The 17,245-nt window shown below is 67.5% G+C and carries 17 protein-coding genes; 7 read left to right on the top strand and 10 right to left on the bottom strand.

Features of this window, described 5'->3' with window-relative positions:
* Positions 1-133 precede the first annotated feature (133 nt).
* Together PA01_07745 and PA01_07740 are read left to right on the top strand one after the other, a co-directional pair.
* Entirely contained in the window at positions 134-2,044 is a 1,911-nt protein-coding gene (locus tag PA01_07745) for a 2-oxoacid:acceptor oxidoreductase subunit alpha (protein KON82376.2), read from the top strand.
* 50 nt (positions 2,045-2,094) lie between these two features.
* On the top strand, positions 2,095-3,120 hold the full coding sequence (locus PA01_07740; protein ID KON81514.1) for a 2-oxoacid:ferredoxin oxidoreductase subunit beta: 1,026 nt from the start codon (positions 2,095-2,097) through the stop codon (positions 3,118-3,120).
* A gap of 134 nt (positions 3,121-3,254) precedes the next feature.
* On the opposite strand, the gene amt is transcribed toward PA01_07740, so the two are convergent.
* The 3 genes from amt to PA01_07725 are packed head-to-tail and all read right to left on the bottom strand — an operon-like array spanning position 3,255 to position 5,740.
* A complete protein-coding gene (gene amt, locus PA01_07735) occupies positions 3,255-4,607 on the bottom strand; it encodes an ammonium transporter (GenBank protein KON82375.2) in 1,353 nt (450 codons plus the stop codon).
* Between the two features lie 13 nt (positions 4,608-4,620).
* On the bottom strand, positions 4,621-4,959 hold the full coding sequence (gene glnK, locus PA01_07730; GenBank protein KON81513.1) for a P-II family nitrogen regulator: 339 nt from the start codon (positions 4,957-4,959) through the stop codon (positions 4,621-4,623).
* Positions 4,960-5,008: 49 nt separating this feature from the next.
* Complete coding sequence (locus tag PA01_07725; protein KON81512.1) at positions 5,009-5,740, bottom strand: TorF family putative porin; 732 nt, start codon at positions 5,738-5,740, stop codon at positions 5,009-5,011.
* Positions 5,741-6,022: 282 nt separating this feature from the next.
* Between PA01_07725 and PA01_07720 the strand changes: the two genes are divergently transcribed.
* From PA01_07720 to PA01_07710, 3 genes are all read left to right on the top strand, one after another.
* The gene (locus PA01_07720) at positions 6,023-6,286 is read left to right on the top strand and encodes an accessory factor UbiK family protein (protein KON82374.1); all 264 of its coding nucleotides are present in this window, start codon (positions 6,023-6,025) and stop codon (positions 6,284-6,286) included.
* Between the two features lie 124 nt (positions 6,287-6,410).
* Complete coding sequence (locus PA01_07715) at positions 6,411-7,907, top strand: YifB family Mg chelatase-like AAA ATPase (protein KON81511.1); 1,497 nt, start codon at positions 6,411-6,413, stop codon at positions 7,905-7,907.
* Positions 7,908-8,130: 223 nt separating this feature from the next.
* Positions 8,131-9,315, top strand: coding sequence for a multidrug effflux MFS transporter (locus PA01_07710; GenBank protein KON81510.1), 1,185 nt, complete (start codon positions 8,131-8,133; stop codon positions 9,313-9,315).
* Between the two features lie 21 nt (positions 9,316-9,336).
* Here the strand turns inward: PA01_07710 and PA01_07705 are convergent, their stop codons facing one another.
* The 6 genes from PA01_07705 to PA01_07680 form a co-directional block, all read right to left on the bottom strand.
* Entirely contained in the window at positions 9,337-10,089 is a 753-nt protein-coding gene (locus tag PA01_07705) for an ABC transporter ATP-binding protein (protein KON81509.1), read from the bottom strand.
* Positions 10,079-10,855: an ABC transporter ATP-binding protein gene (locus PA01_07700; GenBank protein KON81508.1), complete on the bottom strand. Its 777-nt coding sequence runs from the start codon at positions 10,853-10,855 to the stop codon at positions 10,079-10,081. Before PA01_07700 ends, PA01_07705 begins: the two co-directional genes overlap by 11 nt.
* Positions 10,852-11,952 carry an ABC transporter ATP-binding protein gene (locus PA01_07695; GenBank protein KON81507.1) on the bottom strand — a complete coding sequence of 367 codons (1,101 nt, stop codon included), beginning with the start codon at positions 11,950-11,952 and terminating at the stop codon, positions 10,852-10,854. Before PA01_07695 ends, PA01_07700 begins: the two co-directional genes overlap by 4 nt.
* A gap of 13 nt (positions 11,953-11,965) precedes the next feature.
* On the bottom strand, positions 11,966-12,898 hold the full coding sequence (locus PA01_07690) for a branched-chain amino acid ABC transporter permease (GenBank protein ID KON81506.1): 933 nt from the start codon (positions 12,896-12,898) through the stop codon (positions 11,966-11,968).
* 92 nt (positions 12,899-12,990) lie between these two features.
* Complete coding sequence (locus tag PA01_07685; GenBank protein ID KON81505.1) at positions 12,991-14,106, bottom strand: branched-chain amino acid ABC transporter substrate-binding protein; 1,116 nt, start codon at positions 14,104-14,106, stop codon at positions 12,991-12,993.
* A gap of 238 nt (positions 14,107-14,344) precedes the next feature.
* Positions 14,345-15,457 carry a branched-chain amino acid ABC transporter substrate-binding protein gene (locus PA01_07680; GenBank protein ID KON81504.1) on the bottom strand — a complete coding sequence of 371 codons (1,113 nt, stop codon included), beginning with the start codon at positions 15,455-15,457 and terminating at the stop codon, positions 14,345-14,347.
* Between the two features lie 126 nt (positions 15,458-15,583).
* Here PA01_07680 and PA01_07675 point away from each other — a divergent pair, with 126 nt between their 5' ends.
* Positions 15,584-16,075 (top strand): outer membrane protein assembly factor BamE, encoded by a 492-nt coding sequence (locus tag PA01_07675; protein KON81503.1) that lies wholly within the window; start codon positions 15,584-15,586, stop codon positions 16,073-16,075.
* On the top strand, positions 16,076-16,666 hold the full coding sequence (locus tag PA01_07670; protein KON81502.1) for an outer membrane protein assembly factor BamE: 591 nt from the start codon (positions 16,076-16,078) through the stop codon (positions 16,664-16,666).
* 95 nt (positions 16,667-16,761) lie between these two features.
* Here the strand turns inward: PA01_07670 and PA01_07665 are convergent, their stop codons facing one another.
* Positions 16,762-17,196 (bottom strand): DUF4399 domain-containing protein, encoded by a 435-nt coding sequence (locus tag PA01_07665; GenBank protein ID KON81501.1) that lies wholly within the window; start codon positions 17,194-17,196, stop codon positions 16,762-16,764.
* Positions 17,197-17,245: the final 49 nt, after the last annotated feature.

The raw sequence follows: 17,245 nt of genomic DNA, 5'->3' as shown, positions 1-17,245 counted from the left end.
TATTTCGCTTCTCTTGACCTGCGTCAATACTGATGGACGTCAAACTGTTTGTAATCAACAAAAACCCGCCCGCGGTCGATGGCGTCGCGCCGCAACCAGGGCAGGCAACCCGGGCCCATCGAGGAGGAAAGTCATGTCAGAAGCCGGATACACGTCCGAGGCCGAAGTCGAGAGCAGGGAAGCCTGCGGCAGCAGCGAAACCGCCGGCGCATCGAACGCCCACGCACGGGCCGTCGAGGCGCTCGACAGCGTCGTGATCCGTTTCGTCGGCGACTCCGGCGACGGCATGCAGCTCACCGGTTCCGAATTCTCGAAAGCCGTCGCGAAAGCCGGCCACGGCTTCGCGACCCACCCCGACTACCCGTCCGAAATCCGCGCGCCGACCGGCACGCTGTTCGGCGTGTCCGGCTACCAGATCCAGTACGGGTCGCGCCAGGTGTTCACGTCCGGTGATGCGCCCGACGCGCTCGTCGCGATGAACCCGGCGGCATTGAAGACCAACCTTGCCGACGTCAAGCACGGCGGCATCATCATCGCGAACACCGGCGCGTTCGCCGACACGAACCTCGCGAAAGCCGGCTACACGAGCAATCCGCTCGAAGACGGCAGCCTCGACGGTTACCGGCTGTTCAAGATCGACATCTCGGCGCTGACCGCGGCGGCGCTGCGTGACTCGGGCCTGTCGAAGAAGGAAGTCGGCCGCTGCAAGAACTACTTCGCGCTCGGCCTGATGCTGTGCCTGTACGGCCGGCCGATCGAAGACGAGATCGCGGACGTTTACGAGAAGTTCGCGCAGAAGCCCGAATTCGCCGACGCCAACGTCAATGCGCTGCGCGCCGGCTTCGCGTATGCCGACGCTGCCGAGATCTTCGCCGCGACCTACCAGGTGCGCGAAGCGGCGGCGACGCCGGGCGTCTATCGCAGCATCACCGGCAACCACGCTGCGGCGCTCGGCTTCGTCGCCGCGTCCGAGTCGTCGGGTGTCGGACTTTTCCTCGGTTCGTACCCGATCACGCCGGCGACCGACATCCTGCACGAACTGTCCGCGCTGAAGCATTTCAACGTCACGACCTACCAGGCCGAGGACGAGATCGCCGGCATCTGCTCGACGATCGGCGCAGCTTACGGCGGCGCGCTCGGCCTGACGACGACTTCCGGCCCCGGCATGGCGCTGAAGACCGAAGCGATGGGCCTCGCGGTGATGCTCGAGCTGCCGCTGGTGATCGTGAACGTGCAGCGCGGCGGCCCGTCGACCGGCCTGCCGACGAAGATCGAGCAGTCCGACCTGCTGCAGGCGATCTACGGGCGCAACGGCGAATGCCCGATTCCGGTGATCGCCGCGCGCTCGCCGGCCGACTGCTTCGACTGCGCGATCGAGGCGTTCCGCATCGCCGTCAAATACATGACGCCGGTGATCCTCCTGACCGACGGCGGCATCGCGAACGCGGCCGAGCCGTGGCGGATTCCCGACGTCGCGAGCCTGCCGAAAGTCGAAGTGCGCTATCGCACCGATCCGGAAAGCTTCCAGCCGTACGCGCGCGACGAGAACCTCGCGCGCCCGTGGGTGCGCCCCGGCACGCCGGGCATGGAGCACCGCGTCGGCGGCCTGGAAAAGGACTTCCTCACCGGCAACATCTCGCACGATCCGCTGAACCACCAGCGCATGGTCGAAGTGCGCGCCGCGAAAGTCGCCGGCACCGCGCAGGACATCGCGCCGACGACGGTCGAGGGGCCGGCGTCCGGTGACCTGCTCGTCATCGGCTGGGGCAGCACCTACGGCACGATCGCGCAGGCGCGCGAGAAGGCCGAGGCCGAAGGCCGCTCGGTTGCGCACGTGCATCTGCGCCACCTCAACCCGCTGCCGCCGGACCTCGGCGAGCTGCTCGGACGCTACAAGACGGTGCTGGTGCCGGAACTCAACATGGGGCAACTCTCGAAGCTGCTGCGCGAACGCTACCTGCGCGAGGTCGTGCCGCTGAACAAGGTGCAGGGCAAGCCCTTCAAGGTCAGCGAAATCCATGACCGCATCCTCGAACTGAGCTGACGCCCGCGCTGCACCGCGTCCACGAGCCCCACCGTTACAGGAAGATCATCATGAACGACTTGTCCGCACCCGTCGCGCTGACGAAAAAAGACTTCGAATCGAACCAGGACGTGCGCTGGTGTCCCGGTTGCGGCGACTACGCCGTCCTCGCGCAGATCCAGAAGCTCCTGCCCACGCTCGGCATCCCGCGCGAGAACTTCGCCTTCATCTCCGGCATCGGTTGTTCGAGCCGCTTCCCGTACTACATGGACACGTACGGGATGCACAGCATCCACGGACGCGCGCCGGCGATCGCGAGCGGGCTGAAGCTCGCGCGCCCCGAGCTGTCGGTGTGGGTCGTCACCGGCGACGGCGATGCACTGGCAATCGGCGGCAACCACTTCATCCACGCGATGCGCCGCAACATCGACCTGAAAGTGATCCTGCTCAACAACCGCATCTACGGGCTGACGAAAGGCCAGTATTCGCCGACTTCCGAAATGGGCAAGAAGACCAAGAGCACGCCGCTCGGCAGCATCGACCGGCCGTTCTCGCCGGTCGCGCTCGCGCTCGGCGCCGGTGCGACGTTCGTCGCCCGCTCGGTCGACACCGATCTGCCGCATCTCGCCTCGGTGCTCGCGCGCGCCGCCGCGCACAAGGGCACGGCGTTCGTCGAGATCCTGCAGAACTGCATCGTGTTTAACGACGGCGCGTATTCGACGCTGACCGACAAGGCGACGCGCGACGACGCGCGCGTGCTCCTCGAGGACGGCAAGCCGCTGGTGTTCGGCAAGGCGCGCGACCGCGGCATCCGTCTGCGCGGCATGGAGCCGGAAGTCGTGGCGCTCGGCGAAGGCGGCGTCGCCGAAAGCGAGCTCGTCGTGCATGACGAGAAAGCGGCGCACAGCGGCCTCGCGTTCTTCCTGTCGCAGTTCGACACGCCCGACCTGCCCGTCCCGCTGGGCGTATTCCGCTCGGTGCGCAAGGACAGCTACGACGAGCTCAACGCGCAGCTGCACGCCGACACGCGTGCGAAAAAAGGCGACGGCCGCCTCGCCGAGCTGCTGCAAGGCGGCGAAACCTGGACGATCGGGTAAGCGGGCTGCGCCGCAAAACACGGAAGGAGGCGCAAGCCTCCTTTCTTTGTTGCTCCAGCCGATAAAAAACGGGCGCCCTCGAGCGGGCGCCCGTCCCGTGGCCGGGGAAGAGGAGGGATCCCCGGCCGTAAAGCTCAGTGGTGGTATGCCGTCTCGCCATGGGCGGTGACATCGAGCCCCTGGCGTTCTTCCTCTTCCGGCACCCGCAGCCCGACGAGGAGGTCCGCGACCTTGTAGGCGATCACCGCGACGACGGCCGACCACGCGATCGTGATAAGTACACTATAGGTCTGGATCCAGACTTGGCCAGCGATCGAGAAATCCTCGGCGCCGGTGCCGCCGAGCGATGGCGCGGTGAACACGCCGGTCAGGATCGCGCCGAGGATGCCGCCGACGCCATGCACGCCGAACACGTCGAGCGCGTCGTCCGCGCCGAGCATGCGCTTCAAGCCATTGACGCCCCACAGGCAGACGAAGCCGGAGAGCAGGCCGATGACGATCGCGCCCATCGGCCCGACCGAACCGCACGCCGGCGTGATCGCGACGAGGCCGGCGACCGCGCCCGACGCGGCGCCGAGCATCGACGGGCGGCCCTTGAACAGCGCCTCGCCGAGCGACCACGCGAGCACTGCGGCGGCGGTCGCGACCAGCGTGTTGATGAACGCGAGCGCCGCCCCCGACGTCGCTTCGAGGTTCGAGCCGGCATTGAAGCCGAACCAGCCCACCCACAGCATCGACGCGCCGACCATCGTCAGCGTCAGCGAATGCGGCGTCAGCGCTTCGCGGCCGAAGCCGATGCGCTTGCCGACCATGTACGCGCCGACGAGCCCCGCGACCCCGGCGTTGACATGCACGACCGTGCCGCCGGCGAAGTCGAGCGCGCCATCGCCGAGCAGCAGCCCGCCCGGGCCCCACACCATGTGGCAGATCGGCAGGTAGCACAGCGTGAACCAGATCACCGAGAACACCAGCACCGCCGAGAACTTCATCCGTTCGGCGAACGCGCCGACGACGAGCGCGCCGGTGATGCCGGCGAACGTCGCTTGGAACGCGATGAACGCGTACTCGGGCAACTTGACGTTTTCGGTGAAGGTGTCGGCGAGCGTGTCGGGCGTGACGCCGGCGAGGAACAGCTTGTCGAGCGAGCCGATGAACGGGCTCGCTTCGGTGAACGCGAGCGAGTAGCCGTAGAACACCCACAGCACCGCGATCAGCGAGAACACCACCATCACCTGCATCAGCACCGACAGCATGTTCTTCGAGCGCACGAGGCCGCCGTAGAACAGCGCGAGGCCCGGCAGCGCCATGAACAGCACGAGCAGCGTCGAGGTCATGATCCACGCGACGTCGCCTTTCTCGACGATCGGCGCTGCCGCGGCGACTTCGGCGGCGGGTGCGAGGGTCGTTGCAGCGTCCTGGGCGAGCGCCGCGCCGCCGGCCAGCCCGAGCGCAAGCGCCGCGGGCAGCATTGCAAAGAGTTTCTTCATGATTTTTTCTCCGTTACAGCGCGTCGGGGCCGGTTTCGCCGGTGCGGATGCGGATCGCCTGTTCGAGATCGAAAACGAAGATCTTGCCGTCGCCGATCTTGCCGGTCGTGGCCGATTTTTCGATCGCCTCGATCGCCTGGTCGAGCAGATCCGGGTGGATCGCCGCTTCGATCTTCACTTTGGGCAGAAAATCGACGACGTATTCCGCGCCGCGATACAGCTCGGTGTGGCCTTTCTGGCGACCGAAACCCTTGACTTCGGTGACGGTGATGCCCTGCACGCCGATCGCCGAGAGCGCTTCACGCACTTCGTCGAGTTTGAACGGCTTGATGATCGCAGTGACGAATTTCATGGTCTTTCCTTTCAGTCGGGCGGGACGTGCCCGCGGCAGCGGTGGGAGTTCAGAAGGTCCGGCTCAGCGAGAGGATCACGCGCTCCTCGGCGACATCGACGTCGTCGAGGTCGGTATCGACGTAATGCAGGCCGAGCGTGAAGTCGCCAAGCGCCTGCGTCGCGCCGATCTTCCAGTCGGTATATGAATCGGCCGGGCCGGTGACGACTTGGCGGCCGACGTGCGCGCTCAGCACGAGGCCGGGCGTCAGTTCGTGGCTTGCCGTCACGTCGAAGTACTTGCTGTGATCCGAATCGGGCGTGCCGAACAGATCGGTGAAGGCATGGGAATACTTGAACGTCAGGAATGCCCAGCTCAGCCCGACGTAGCCTTCGAGCGTGTCCGGCTTCGACAGCCCGGTGTCGCGCCGCCACGAGCGGTCGAAGTCGCCCGGGTAGTAGTACTGCAACAGGCCGACATCGAAGCCGAGCGCGCCGAACGCGGTCCGGTAGCCGCCATACACATCCAGTTCGAGGCTGTTGCCCGACGACGCGTCCGTTTCGGCGTCGCGCAGCCACGAGACGTTCGTGCCCCACACGCCGACATAAAAACCGCGGTCGCCGGCGTAATCGAACCCGCCCTGCAGCGCCGGGCGTTCATCGGTCTGGCTGATGCCGCGGTACGCATAGTCGCTGACGACGCTGACGTTCGCGGTGAAGGGACTGTCGGCGGCGAGGACCGAGCCCGTGCCGAGGGCCGGCACAAGGGTGAAGAGGGCGGCGGCGATTGTGCTCTTGCGCATGGGGGGCTCCTTCGAAGGGAATTATCTGGCAGTGCACCATAAGCATGATCGATGCCAGGCTTCGCAGGCGGTTTGCAACCTTATGATTGACAAGCGATTAATGGAGATTCATGGCCTTCAGGCACGCGTTCCGGTGCAAGGTACAAGGCTTCGACTTTGCGTGATGCACCGAAACGGTGCGGCCAGCGCACGATGGTGCATCGTGGATCCCTTGCGGTCGGCGGGCCGAAATCCGCCGTGATAAACTGCTTTTCCGATCACAACCGCCGCACAGGTGCCGCCATGCCCGGTCCCCGCATCCTCGATGAACTTGGCGCCAAGCTTTCCGAAATTGCCGGGAGCAATCCCGCGCGCGATTTCGAGAAGAACGCCAAAGCCCTGCTCGGCAGCGCCTTCAGCAAGCTCGACCTGGTCACGCGCGAGGAATTCGACGTCCAGCGCGAAATGCTCGCGCATACGCGCCAAAAACTCGCCGAACTCGAAGACCGCGTCGCCGCGCTGGAATCCGAACTGACGCGCGTGCGCACCGAAAACGACGCCGGCTGAGTCGCGCGGCGCGCCCGCGCCGCCGCCACCTCGTCCGGCGCAACGCCGTCACGGCGAACCATCTAGGCGTTTGTCATAGACCCCGTCTCCGGTAGACTGTTGCCAGTCCATTCCGGAGACTTCGATGTCGCTGGCTCTCGTACGTACCCGCGCGCTGGTCGGCCTCGCCGCACCGGAAGTGACGGTCGAAGTCCACCTCGCCAACGGCCTGCCCGCTTTCAACCTCGTCGGGCTCGCCGACACCGAAGTGCGCGAGGCGCGCGATCGCGTGCGGGCCGCGATCGTCACGTCGCAGTTCGAGTTTCCGCAGCGCCGCATCACCGTCAACCTCGCTCCGGCCGACCTGCCGAAAGAGGGCGGGCGCTTCGACCTGCCGATCGCGCTGGGCATCCTCGCGGCATCGGGCCAGATCGACGCGGGCGCGCTGTCGCGGCACGAGTTCGTCGGCGAGCTGTCGCTGAACGGCGCGCTGCGGCCGGTACGCGGCGCGCTCGCGGTCGCGCTCGAGACCGCCCGCGAACGGCGCGCGCTGGTGCTGCCGGTCGCCAATGCGGACGAAGCGGCGCTCGCGGAAGGGGCGAGCGTGCTGGCCGCGGCGAGCCTGCTCGCGGTGTGCGGGCACCTGAACGGGCACGCCGCGCTGCTGCCTCACGCGCCTCCGCGACGTGGCTGCGCCGGATCGCCCGACGCCGATCTCGCCGAAGTCAAGGGACAGCTTCAGGCGCGCCGCGCGCTCGAAGTCGCCGCGGCCGGACAGCATTCGCTGCTGCTGTTCGGGCCGCCGGGGACCGGCAAGTCGATGCTCGCGCGGCGCCTGCCCGGGCTGTTGCCGCCGATGGAACAGGCCGAAGCGATCGAGAGCGCGGCGATCCAGTCGATCGAAGGCTCGTTTGACGTGCGGCACTGGGGGCGCCGGCCGTATCGCGCGCCGCATCACTCGGCGTCCGCGCCAGCGCTCGTCGGCGGCGGCGCCGACCCGCGGCCCGGCGAGATCAGCTTGGCGCACCACGGCGTGCTGTTCCTCGACGAACTGCCCGAATTCGACCGGCGCGTGCTCGAGGCGCTGCGCGAGCCGCTCGAAACCGGCCTCGTGACCGTGTCGCGCGCGCGGCGCCGCGCGGAATTCCCCGCCCGCTTCCAGCTCGTCGCGGCGATGAACCCCTGTCCCTGCGGCCATGCCGGCAGCGCCCGCTGCCGCTGCTCGGCGGACCAGATCGCCCGCTATCGCGGCAAGCTGTCGGGTCCGCTGCTCGATCGCATCGACGTCATCATCGAAGTGCCGCTGCTCGATCACGCCGAGATGCTCGCGCAACCGGCCGGCGAATCGAGCGCAGCGGTGCGCGCCCACGTCGAGCGCGCGTGGGCGCGCCAGCGCGAGCGCCAGAATGAGCCGAACAGCCGGCTCGCGGCGGGCCGTGTCGACGCGTTGTGCGCGCCCGACGGCGAAGGCCGCAAGCTCCTCGCCCACGCGATCGAGCGGCTGAACCTGTCGGCGCGGGGGTATCATCGCATCCTGAAAGTCGCCCGCACGATCGCCGATCTGGCCGATGCCGACGCCGTCAGTCCGGCGCATATGGCCGAAGCGATCCAGTATCGACGCGGGCTGGACGCGCGCTGTTAACCCGGCAGGAAAATGCCGTTCAGGCTGAGCCTGTCGAAGCCCAGCCAATGCCCTTCGACAGGCTCAGGGCGAACGGTTGTATTTAATTGCCGCCTTAAATAGCGCGCCCGCGCGTGTGGCCGGGCCGGGCATCGCGGGCAAAGCTGCGGGTGTGCCGAAAGCGTGCCGGGCTGCGGCAACGTGAAGAAAAACAGAAAAACAGAAGATTCCCAGAGAGATTCCGATGCCTGCTTCCTCGCCCTGGCTCGCGGCGATTCTCGCCGCGCTCGCCGCGATCGGGCCATTTTCGATCGACACTTACCTGCCGGCCTTTCCGGCGATCGCCGCCTCGCTCGGCGCGACGCCGGTCGAAGTGCAGCAGACGCTGACCGCGTACATGGCGACTTTCGCGTTCATGGTGCTGTGGCACGGCGCGCTGGCCGACCGATTCGGCCGGCGCCGCGTGATCCTTGGGTCGCTGGCGCTGTTCGTGCTGGCGTCGCTCGTGTGCGCGCTGGCGCCGTCGATCGAATGGTTGTGGGCCGGGCGCGTGCTGCAGGGGCTGTCCGGCGGCGCCGGAATGGTCGTCGGGCGCGCGGTGATCCGCGACCTCTACGACGGCGTGCAGGCGCAGCGGCTGATGGCGCGCGTCACGATGATTTTCGCGATCGCGCCGGCGATCGCGCCGATCATCGGCTGGCTGCTGCTGGCGCTCGCCGGCTGGCGCGCGGTGTTCGTGTTTCTCGCGCTCTTCGCCGGCGGGCTGACTTACCTGACGTGGCGCTACCTGCCCGAGACGCTGCCCGCCGCGGCGCGCCATCCGCTGCATCCGGTCAGCCTCGGCCGCGCCTACGCGAAAGTGCTCGGCAGCGGCGCGTTCCTGCTCGTCGCCGGAGCGGTCGCGTTCAACTTCAACGGCTTCTTCCTGTACGTGCTGTCCGCGCCGGCGTTCCTGATCGGGCATCTCGGCCTCGGCCCGCAGCAGTTCGGCTGGATGTTCGTGCCGACGGTGCTCGGCATGGTGTGCGGCTCGGCGCTGTCCGGGCGCATGGCCGGGCGTTGGCAGCACCGGCGCACGATCACGACCGGTTTCGCGATCATGGGCGGGGCGGCGGTGCTCAACGTGCTGATCGGCGCGCTGGTGACGCCCGGCCTGCCGTGGTCGGTGCTGCCGATCGCCCTCTATACGATCGGCATGGCGCTGGCGACGCCGAGCCTGACGCTGATCGCGCTCGACCGTTTCCCGGCGCGGCGCGGCCTCGCGTCGAGCTGCCAGAGCTTCCTGCAGGTCAGCGTCAATGCGGTGACTGCGGGCGTGTTCGCGCCGCTGCTGTGGGGCTCGCGGCTGACGCTCGCCGCCGGCATGGTAGGCTTCCTGTCGCTCGGCCTGTTGTGCTTCCTGTCCTGGCAGCGCCGCCTGGAAGCCTGATCCGGTCCGCCCCCGCCGGGTTCAGCCGCGTTCGCCGACGGGGTCGATCTCGCCAAGATAGGCGGTGCGCACTTTCGGGTCCGTCAGCAGCTCCGCGCCGCTGCCGGACAGCGTGAGGCGGCCCGATTCCATGACGTACGCGCGCTGCGAGAATTCCAGCGCGAGGTTCGCGTTCTGCTCGACGAGCAGGATCGTCACGCCTTCGTCGCCGACCGAGCGGAGGACTTCGAAGATCTTCTCGACGACCAGCGGCGCAAGCCCCATCGACGGCTCGTCGAGGAGCAGCAATTTGGGGCGCGACAGCAGCGCGCGCCCGATCGCGAGCATCTGCTGCTCGCCGCCGGACAGCGTGCCGGCGACCTGGGCGAGGCGCTCCTTGATGCGCGGCAGCATCGCGTACACGCGGTCCAGGTCGGCTTCGATGCCGGCGGCGTCGCGGCGCGCATACGCGCCCATGCGCAGGTTCTCCTCGACCGTGAGGCGCGTGAAGATGCCGCGCCCTTCGGGCACCAGCGCGATGCCGCGGCGCAGCCGCTTGTGCGCCGGCAGTTGCCCGATGCTGTCGCCGTCGTAACGGATTTCGCCGCGGGCGAGCGGCAGGAGGCCGGCGATCGCGTTCAGCGTCGTCGTTTTTCCTGCGCCGTTCGCGCCGATCAGGCTGACGCGCTCGCCGCGCTGCAGCGCGAGGTCGATGCCCTTCACGGCGTGGATGCCGCCGTACGCGATCTGCACGCCGTCGAGCCGCAGCAGCGGCGATGCCGGACTAGGGTTCATGCCGGCAGCCCCCGCCGAGGTACGCGCTGATGACCGCTTCGTCCGTCTGCACGACCGACGGAATGCCTTCGGCGATCTTGCAACCGAAGTCGAGCACCGCGACGCGGTCGCACAGCCCCATGACGAGCTTCACGTCGTGCTCGATCAGGAGCACGGTGATGCCGTCGCGGCGGATCTGCTCGATCAGCAGCTTCAGCTGCGCAGTCTCGGTCGCGTTCATGCCGGCCGCAGGCTCGTCGAGCGCGAGCAGCTGGGGCTCGGTCGCGAGCGCGCGCGCGATCTCGAGCCGGCGCTGGTCGCCGTACGACAGGTTCTTCGCGACCGCGGTCGCGAAGCGCTCGATGCCGACGTACTTGAGCAGCTCGTACGCGCGTTCGGTCGTCAGGCGCTCTTCCTCGACGGTGTGGCGGTTCTGCACGAGGATGCCGAAGACGCTCGCTTTCGTGCGGATGTGGTGGCCGGCCATGACGTTCTCGAGCGCGGTCAGCTCGCGAAAGAGGCGGATGTTCTGGAACGTGCGCGCGATGCCCTGCGCGACGACCAGATGCGGCTTGGCCGACGGCAGCACTGCGCCATTGAACACGAACTCGCCGCCGTCCGACGCGTAGGCGCCGCTCAGCACGTTGAAGAGCGTCGTCTTGCCGGCGCCGTTCGGACCGATCAGGCCGTAGATCTCGCCTTTGCCGATCGTCAGCGACACGTCCGACAGCGCTTTCAGGCCGCCGAAGCGCTTGTCGATGTGGCGGGCTTCAAGCAGCGCGATCACCGCGCCACTCCGTGGCGTTTCAGGTGCTCGACGTGCGAGTAGCGCGCGTGCGCCGGGATCAGGCCGGCGGGCTTCAACAGCATCATCAGGATCATCGCGAGCGACAAGAGCAGCATGCGCAGCACCTCGGGGTCGAGCAGCACCGTGCCGAACAGCGCCTGCTGCACCGGCAGCGCGAGGTGGCGCAGGATCTCGGGCAGCGCCGACAGGATCAACGCGCCGACGATCGCGCCGGCGACGTTGCCCATGCCGCCGAACACGACCATCGTCAGCACCGCGATCGACTCCATCAGCGAGAACGATTCCGGCGACACGAAGCCCTGGAATGCACCGAAGAGGCCCCCCGCGACGCCGCCGAACGTCGCGCCGAGCGAGAACGCGAGGAGCTTCAAGTTGCGCGTGTTGATGCCGATCGCCTTGGCGGCGAGCTCGTCGTCGCGCATCGCCGCCCACGCGCGCCCGACGCGCGACACCTGCAGGCGCTGGATGAACACGATCGAACCCGCGACGCACGCGAGGAAGAAGTAGTAGTACAGGAACAGCGAGTTGATCGACAGGTTTTCGGTGACCGGGATGTTGCGCGACAGGTCCCAGCCGAACAGCACGAGCGGGTCGAGCGCGTTGATCCCCTGCGGCCCGTTCGTGATATTGACCGGATAGTTCAGGTTGTTGAGGAAGATGCGCACGATCTCGCCGAAGCCGAGCGTGACGATCGCGAGGTAGTCGCCGCGCAGCCGCAGCACCGGAAAGCCGAGCATGATCCCGGCCAGCGCGGCGCAGCCGGCCGCGACCGGCAGCACGATCCAGAACGGCAGATGCACGCCGAAATGCGGCGACGCGAGAAACGCGGCAGTGTAGGCGCCGACCGCATAGAACGCGATGTAGCCCAGGTCGAGCAGGCCGGCGAAGCCGACGACGAGGTTCAGCCCGAGCGCGAGCATCACGTACAGGAGCGCGAAGTCGAGCACGCGCACCCAGGTGCGGCCGAACAGGACCGCGACGAGCGGCGCGGCGAGCGCGACGATGACGATCAGCCAGCGCGCGGCCTGCGGGTTGCGGCGCCCGAGCCAGGGGACGGCCGAAGCGAGCTCGTTCATCGGATTCCCCCGTTCAGGCCCGGTCGGACACGCGTTCACCGAGCAGGCCGGTGGGCCGGAAGATCAGCACGAGGCCGAGGATGATGAACGCGAAGATGTCCTGGTAGGACGAATTCAGGAAGCCGAACGTCAGGTGCTCGATGTAGCCGGCGCCGAAGGATTCGACGAGGCCGAGCACGATGCCGCCGAGCATCGCGCCGCCGAGGTTGCCGATGCCGCCGAGCACCGCGGCGGTGAAGGCTTTCAGCCCCGGCATGAAACCCATGCCGTAGTGCGCGATGCCGTAGTTGCTCGCGTACATCACGCCTGCGACCGCGGCGAGCGCAGCGCCGATGACGAACGTCAGCGCGATGATGAGGTTCGTGTCGACGCCCATCAGCGCCGCGACGCGGTGGTTCTCGGCCGTCGCGCGCATCGCCCGGCCGAGCTTGGTCTTCGTCACGAGCACGATCAGCGCGGCCATGATGAGCGCCGAGCCGACGACGATCGTCACCTGGATCGGCGTGACGAACACCCCCGCGACCGGCTGCAGCGGCGCGGTCGAAACGAGCTGCGGGAACGTGTGGTAGTTGCGTCCCCACAGGATCATCGCGATCGTCTGCAGCAGGAACGACATGCCGATCGCGGTGATCAACGGCGCCAGCCGCGGCGCGTTGCGCAGCCGCCGGTACGCGAGGCGCTCCATCGTGTAGCCGAGGAGCATGCACACCGGAATCGCGACGGCGAGCGACAGCGTCAGCATCGTGAGCGGCGACATCCCGGGCGCGGCACCCATCAGGAACAGCATCGTCTGCAACGCGACCATCGCGCCGACCATGACGAGGTCGCCGTGGGCGAAGTTGATCAGCCCGAGGATGCCATAGACCATCGTGTAGCCGAGCGCGACGAGCGCATAGACACTGCCGACGACCAGGCCGTTGACCAGTTGCTGCAGGAAGATTTCCATCGTTACCCTTGTGATGCCGGGGCGACTCCGACGCGCAAACACTTTCTGTCGCGCCCCGGTTCCGCCCGTATGCGGTCACGTCCCGGCGAAGCTCACAGCGGGGACCACGCGCCGTTCCTATACTGGTACATCGTCACCGCGCCTTCCTTGATGTCGCCCTTGTCGTCGAACGCGACCGTGCCGATGATGCCCTGGAAGTTCGACTTCTTCAGCGCCGGCAGGTACTTCGACGGCTCGGCCGAATCGGCCGCCTGCATCGCCCGGATGATCGCCGTCGCGGCGTCGTACGCGTACGGCGAATAGATCTGCACGTCGGTGTTGAAGCGCGCCTTGTAGCGGGTGCGGAACTCGGGGCCGCCCGGCATCTTGTCGATCGCGAGGCCCGGCATCGAGCAGTACGCGGTGGCGCTGATCGCGTCGCCGGCGAGCTTGATCATCTCCGGGCTGCAGCCGCCGTCGCCGGTGACGAATTTCGCGTCGATGCCGAGCTGCTTCAGCTGGCGCAGCATCGGGCCGGCCTGCGCGTCCATGCCGCCGAAAAAGATCGCGTCCGGCTTGATGCCGCGGATCTTGGTCAGGATCGCATTGAAGTCGGTCGCCTTGTCGGTCGTGAATTCGCGTGCGACGACTTTGCCGCCGGCGGCCTTGACCGCCTTGTCGGTTTCGTCGGCGAGACCCTGGCCGTACGCGGTGCGGTCGTCGATGATCGCGACGGTCTTCGCGCCGAGCGAGCCGACGATGAATTTGCCGAGCATGCCGCCCTGCTGCACGTCGTTGGCGATCGTGCGGAACACCCCCGGGTAGCCCTGGCGGGTCAGCGTCGGGTTCGTCGCCGACGGCGACACCATCGGCACGCCGGCCTGGTTGTAGATCCGCGACGCGGGAATCGTCGTGCCCGAATTCAGGTGGCCGATGACGCCTTTGACGTCGGCATCGACGAGGCGCTGCGCGACGGTCGTGCCGGTGCGCGGGTCGGCCTGGTCGTCCTCGCCGAGCAGTTCGAACCGGACTTTCTTGCCGTCGATCGTCACGCCTTTCGCGTTCGCGTCCTCGATCGCGAGCCTCGCGCCGTTCTCGTTGTCCTTGCCGAGGTGGGAGATCGTGCCGGTCAGCGGGGCGACGCTGCCGAGCCTGACGACGGTTTCCTGCGCATGGGCCAGCGACAGGCCGAGCCCCAGGACCGCGAGTGCAACAACGCTTCTCTTCATGCTTGCCCCTCCAGTGAAAATCGGGAAACCGTGCGGATGCGCCGCGCGCGTCCCGTCGCCGGCGCCCTCGGCAGCAGCGTGGCGGCAAGCCGGCCGGCCCGCTCGACGCCGGCGCGACGGACACCGCGGAAAGCGCCACTATACTGCCCGGCAATGACGCCATGGTGAGTCCGCGATCTGCCGCGCGGCGGAATTTCGCCCCGCCGCGCCGCAGCGGCGGGGCGTCGAGGTCGCGCGTTCAGTTCAGCGCTTCCCACTTGCCGTCGCTGAAGCGGTACATCGTGACCCCGCCGTCGCGGATGTCGCCGTTCTTGTCGAACGCGATCGTGCCGGTGATGCCCTGCATGTTCAGCTTGCGCAGCGCGGGCAGGTATTTCTGCGGCTCGGCCGAGCCGGCCGTCTTCATCGCCTCGATCAGCGCCATCGTCGCGTCGTAGCTGTAGGGGGCATACAGCTGCACGTCGGTGTTGAAGCGCTCCTTGAAGCGCGCGTTGAACTGCGCGCCGCCGGGCATTTTCGCCATCGGGATGCCGGCCTGCGTGCAGTACGTGTCGGCGCTCATCGCCTCGCCGGCGAGCTTGATCATTTCGCTGGTGCACACCCCGTCGCCGCCGAGAAAGCGCGCGCCGATGCCGAGCTGCCTCATCTGGCGCAGCATCGGCGCGGCCTGCGCATCCATGCCGCCGAAGAACACCGCGTCCGGTTGCCTGCCCTTGATTTTCGTCAGGATCGCGGTGAAGTCGGTCGCCTTGTCGGTCGTGAATTCGCGCCCGACGACCTGCACGCCGTGCTGCTTCAGGCTGTCGGCGAACGCGTCGGCGAGCCCCTGCCCGTACGCGGTGCGGTCGTCGATGATCGCGACCTTGCCGACCTGCAGGCTCTGCGCCGCATGCCGGGCCATCGCCGCGCCCTGCTGCAGGTCGTTCGCGATGACGCGGAACGTGACGTCGTATCCCTGCAGCGTGAGCTTCGGGTTCGTCGATGACGGCGTGATCATCGGTATGCCGGCCTGTTCGTAGATGCGCGACGCCGGAATCGACGCCCCCGACGTGACGTGGCCGACGACGCCCTTGACGCCGGTGTCGGCGAGGCGCTGCGCGACTGTCGTCGCAACGCGCGGGTCGGCCTGGTCGTCCTCGCCGACGAGTTCGAACTGCACTTTCCGGTCGCCGATCGTGATGCCCTTCGCATTGGCGTCGTCGATCGCCAGGCGCGCGCCGTTTTCGCCGTCCTTGCCGATGTGGGAAATCGGACCGGTCAGTGGCCCGGCGTGGCCGATCTTCACTGACGTCTGGGCAAGGGCCGACCAACCGAAGCCGACCAGTGCGAGTGCGAGCAATGTCTTTTTCATGAGGCTCCTCCCGGGTGGGTGCAGGTCACCAGCGGCAGCGACTTGATCTGCACGCCGGCATGATGCGATTCTAGCCCACGGCACGATAGCCATCGGCGCCGTCCGGCAGCGGGGAGAAACCAGTCCATGAAGCGCTTTTTACTGCTCCTGTGCAGCGTGCTCGCGGCCATCGGCCTGTCCGCGTGCGACTATTTCAACCTGCAGGAACTCAAGCCCGGCGTCTCCACGGCGATGGACGTGCGCGACCGCTTCGGCCCGCCCGGCATGGAGTGGAAGAACGACGACGGCTCGGTGACGTGGGAGTACTCGCGCCAGCCCGAGGGCACGAAGTGCTACATGATCACGATCGGCCCCGACAATGTGCTGCGCAGCGTCGATCAGGTGTTGAACGAAACGGGCTTCGCGCGCATCCAACGTGGCATGACCGGCGACGAAGTGCGCCGCGTGCTGGGCAAGCCGGCGTCGCGCCAGTACTTCGAGCTGAGCAAGGAGACCGTGTGGAACTGGCGCATCGAACCGCCGCCGCCTTCGAGCGATGCGACGTTCTTCACGGTGCATTTCAACAGCGACGGGCGCGTCGCGAAGACGAGCCGGAACACCGAATATCGAGGAGGCTGAATGGCATCCCGCATCCTCGCGCTGCTCGCGCTGCTGATCCTCTCCGGCTGCGCGGCTTTCACCCCGCCGCGCCCGCTGACGACCGAAGCCGAGGCGCTCGCCGTGCACGGCGAACCGACGCGGCGCTGGGACAACGGCGACGGCACGACGACCCTGGAATACTCGACGCAGCCGTACGGCCATCGCGCGCTGATGGTGACCGTCGACGCGAGCGGCGTCGTGATCGACCAGTACGACGCGCTCTCCGACGAAAATCTCGCGCGCGTCAAGCCGGGCATGACGCAGGACGAAGTCTCGCGCCTGCTCGGCACGCACCGCTCGGTGCAAGTGTTCAAGCTCAGCGGCGAAGAGGTGTGGGACTGGAACGTCTACAACGACGGCCCGGGCGTCGCGACGCTGTTCAACGTGCATTTCATCGACGGCAAAGTCGTGCGCACCAGCCGCACTTACGTCTATCCCCGCGACGGCATGGTGTCCGGCTATTGGTACCCGTATTCCTATCGCTACCCGTACGGCTATCCGTTCTCGTACCGATCGCCGTACTGGGGCTGGGGCTTCGGCTGGCACGGCTACCCGTGGCACCCGTGGTGAGGGGGCGCACCGTCGCCCCGTGCGGCTTCGGCAGCCGAACGAGCGGCTGACGCTTTTCCTGCCGCGCGGCCGGCGCTCCGTCGCCGCCTCGCGTTCTACGGTTCGAGCACTGCCGGCGTGACGGCCAGCGGGTTATTCACGTGCACGCTGATCGTATCGCTGAACCCGCGCCCGTAAGACTGGTGGAGGCCGTCGGCGAACTGGAGCGTCAGCGTGTGCTTTCCGGGTGGGAGCTTGAGCGTGGTTTCGGTCTGGCCCTTGCCGAAATGCAGATGCGTCGCATCGGTCGGCACCGCTTTGCCGGCTTCGATCGGCTTGCCGTCGACGATCAGGTGATGATGCCCGGTGCGTTCGGCGAGCTCGCCGGCGGGTTGCACGCGCATGCCCTCGACACCCATCTTGACCGTGAATTCCTCGGGCACCGCTGCGCCGTCGCCAGGCTCGATGAAATAAGCGCGATCGGCCGCCGGCGCGAGCGGCGACAGGGTCGCGGCAGCGGCAAGGACGGCAAGGGAAAGAATTCTTTTCATGGCGGCTCTCCGTCGGTTCGTCTGCAGGGGATTTCATCCTAGACCGGGG

This window comes from Azoarcus sp. PA01, from assembly GCA_001274695.2.
Taxonomy (GTDB): Bacteria; Pseudomonadota; Gammaproteobacteria; order Burkholderiales; family Rhodocyclaceae; genus Aromatoleum.
The sequence above is the reverse complement of the archived record's forward strand: the minus strand, read 5'-3'. Positions and strand labels throughout refer to the sequence as shown.

Excerpts from the sequence above, each read along its gene's own strand:
- PA01_07745 (KON82376.2), top strand. The coding sequence starts at position 134 with ATGTCAGAAGCCGGATACACGTCCGAGGCCGAAGTCGAGAGCAGGGAA.
- PA01_07740 (KON81514.1), top strand. The coding sequence starts at position 2,095 with ATGAACGACTTGTCCGCACCCGTCGCGCTGACGAAAAAAGACTTCGAA.
- amt (KON82375.2), bottom strand. The coding sequence starts at position 4,607 with ATGAAGAAACTCTTTGCAATGCTGCCCGCGGCGCTTGCGCTCGGGCTG.
- glnK (KON81513.1), bottom strand. The coding sequence starts at position 4,959 with ATGAAATTCGTCACTGCGATCATCAAGCCGTTCAAACTCGACGAAGTG.
- PA01_07725 (KON81512.1), bottom strand. The coding sequence starts at position 5,740 with ATGCGCAAGAGCACAATCGCCGCCGCCCTCTTCACCCTTGTGCCGGCC.
- PA01_07720 (KON82374.1), top strand. The coding sequence starts at position 6,023 with ATGCCCGGTCCCCGCATCCTCGATGAACTTGGCGCCAAGCTTTCCGAA.
- PA01_07715 (KON81511.1), top strand. The coding sequence starts at position 6,411 with ATGTCGCTGGCTCTCGTACGTACCCGCGCGCTGGTCGGCCTCGCCGCA.
- PA01_07710 (KON81510.1), top strand. The coding sequence starts at position 8,131 with ATGCCTGCTTCCTCGCCCTGGCTCGCGGCGATTCTCGCCGCGCTCGCC.
- PA01_07705 (KON81509.1), bottom strand. The coding sequence starts at position 10,089 with ATGAACCCTAGTCCGGCATCGCCGCTGCTGCGGCTCGACGGCGTGCAG.
- PA01_07695 (KON81507.1), bottom strand. The coding sequence starts at position 11,952 with ATGAACGAGCTCGCTTCGGCCGTCCCCTGGCTCGGGCGCCGCAACCCG.
- PA01_07690 (KON81506.1), bottom strand. The coding sequence starts at position 12,898 with ATGGAAATCTTCCTGCAGCAACTGGTCAACGGCCTGGTCGTCGGCAGT.
- PA01_07685 (KON81505.1), bottom strand. The coding sequence starts at position 14,106 with ATGAAGAGAAGCGTTGTTGCACTCGCGGTCCTGGGGCTCGGCCTGTCG.
- PA01_07680 (KON81504.1), bottom strand. The coding sequence starts at position 15,457 with ATGAAAAAGACATTGCTCGCACTCGCACTGGTCGGCTTCGGTTGGTCG.
- PA01_07675 (KON81503.1), top strand. The coding sequence starts at position 15,584 with ATGAAGCGCTTTTTACTGCTCCTGTGCAGCGTGCTCGCGGCCATCGGC.
- PA01_07670 (KON81502.1), top strand. The coding sequence starts at position 16,076 with ATGGCATCCCGCATCCTCGCGCTGCTCGCGCTGCTGATCCTCTCCGGC.
- PA01_07665 (KON81501.1), bottom strand. The coding sequence starts at position 17,196 with ATGAAAAGAATTCTTTCCCTTGCCGTCCTTGCCGCTGCCGCGACCCTG.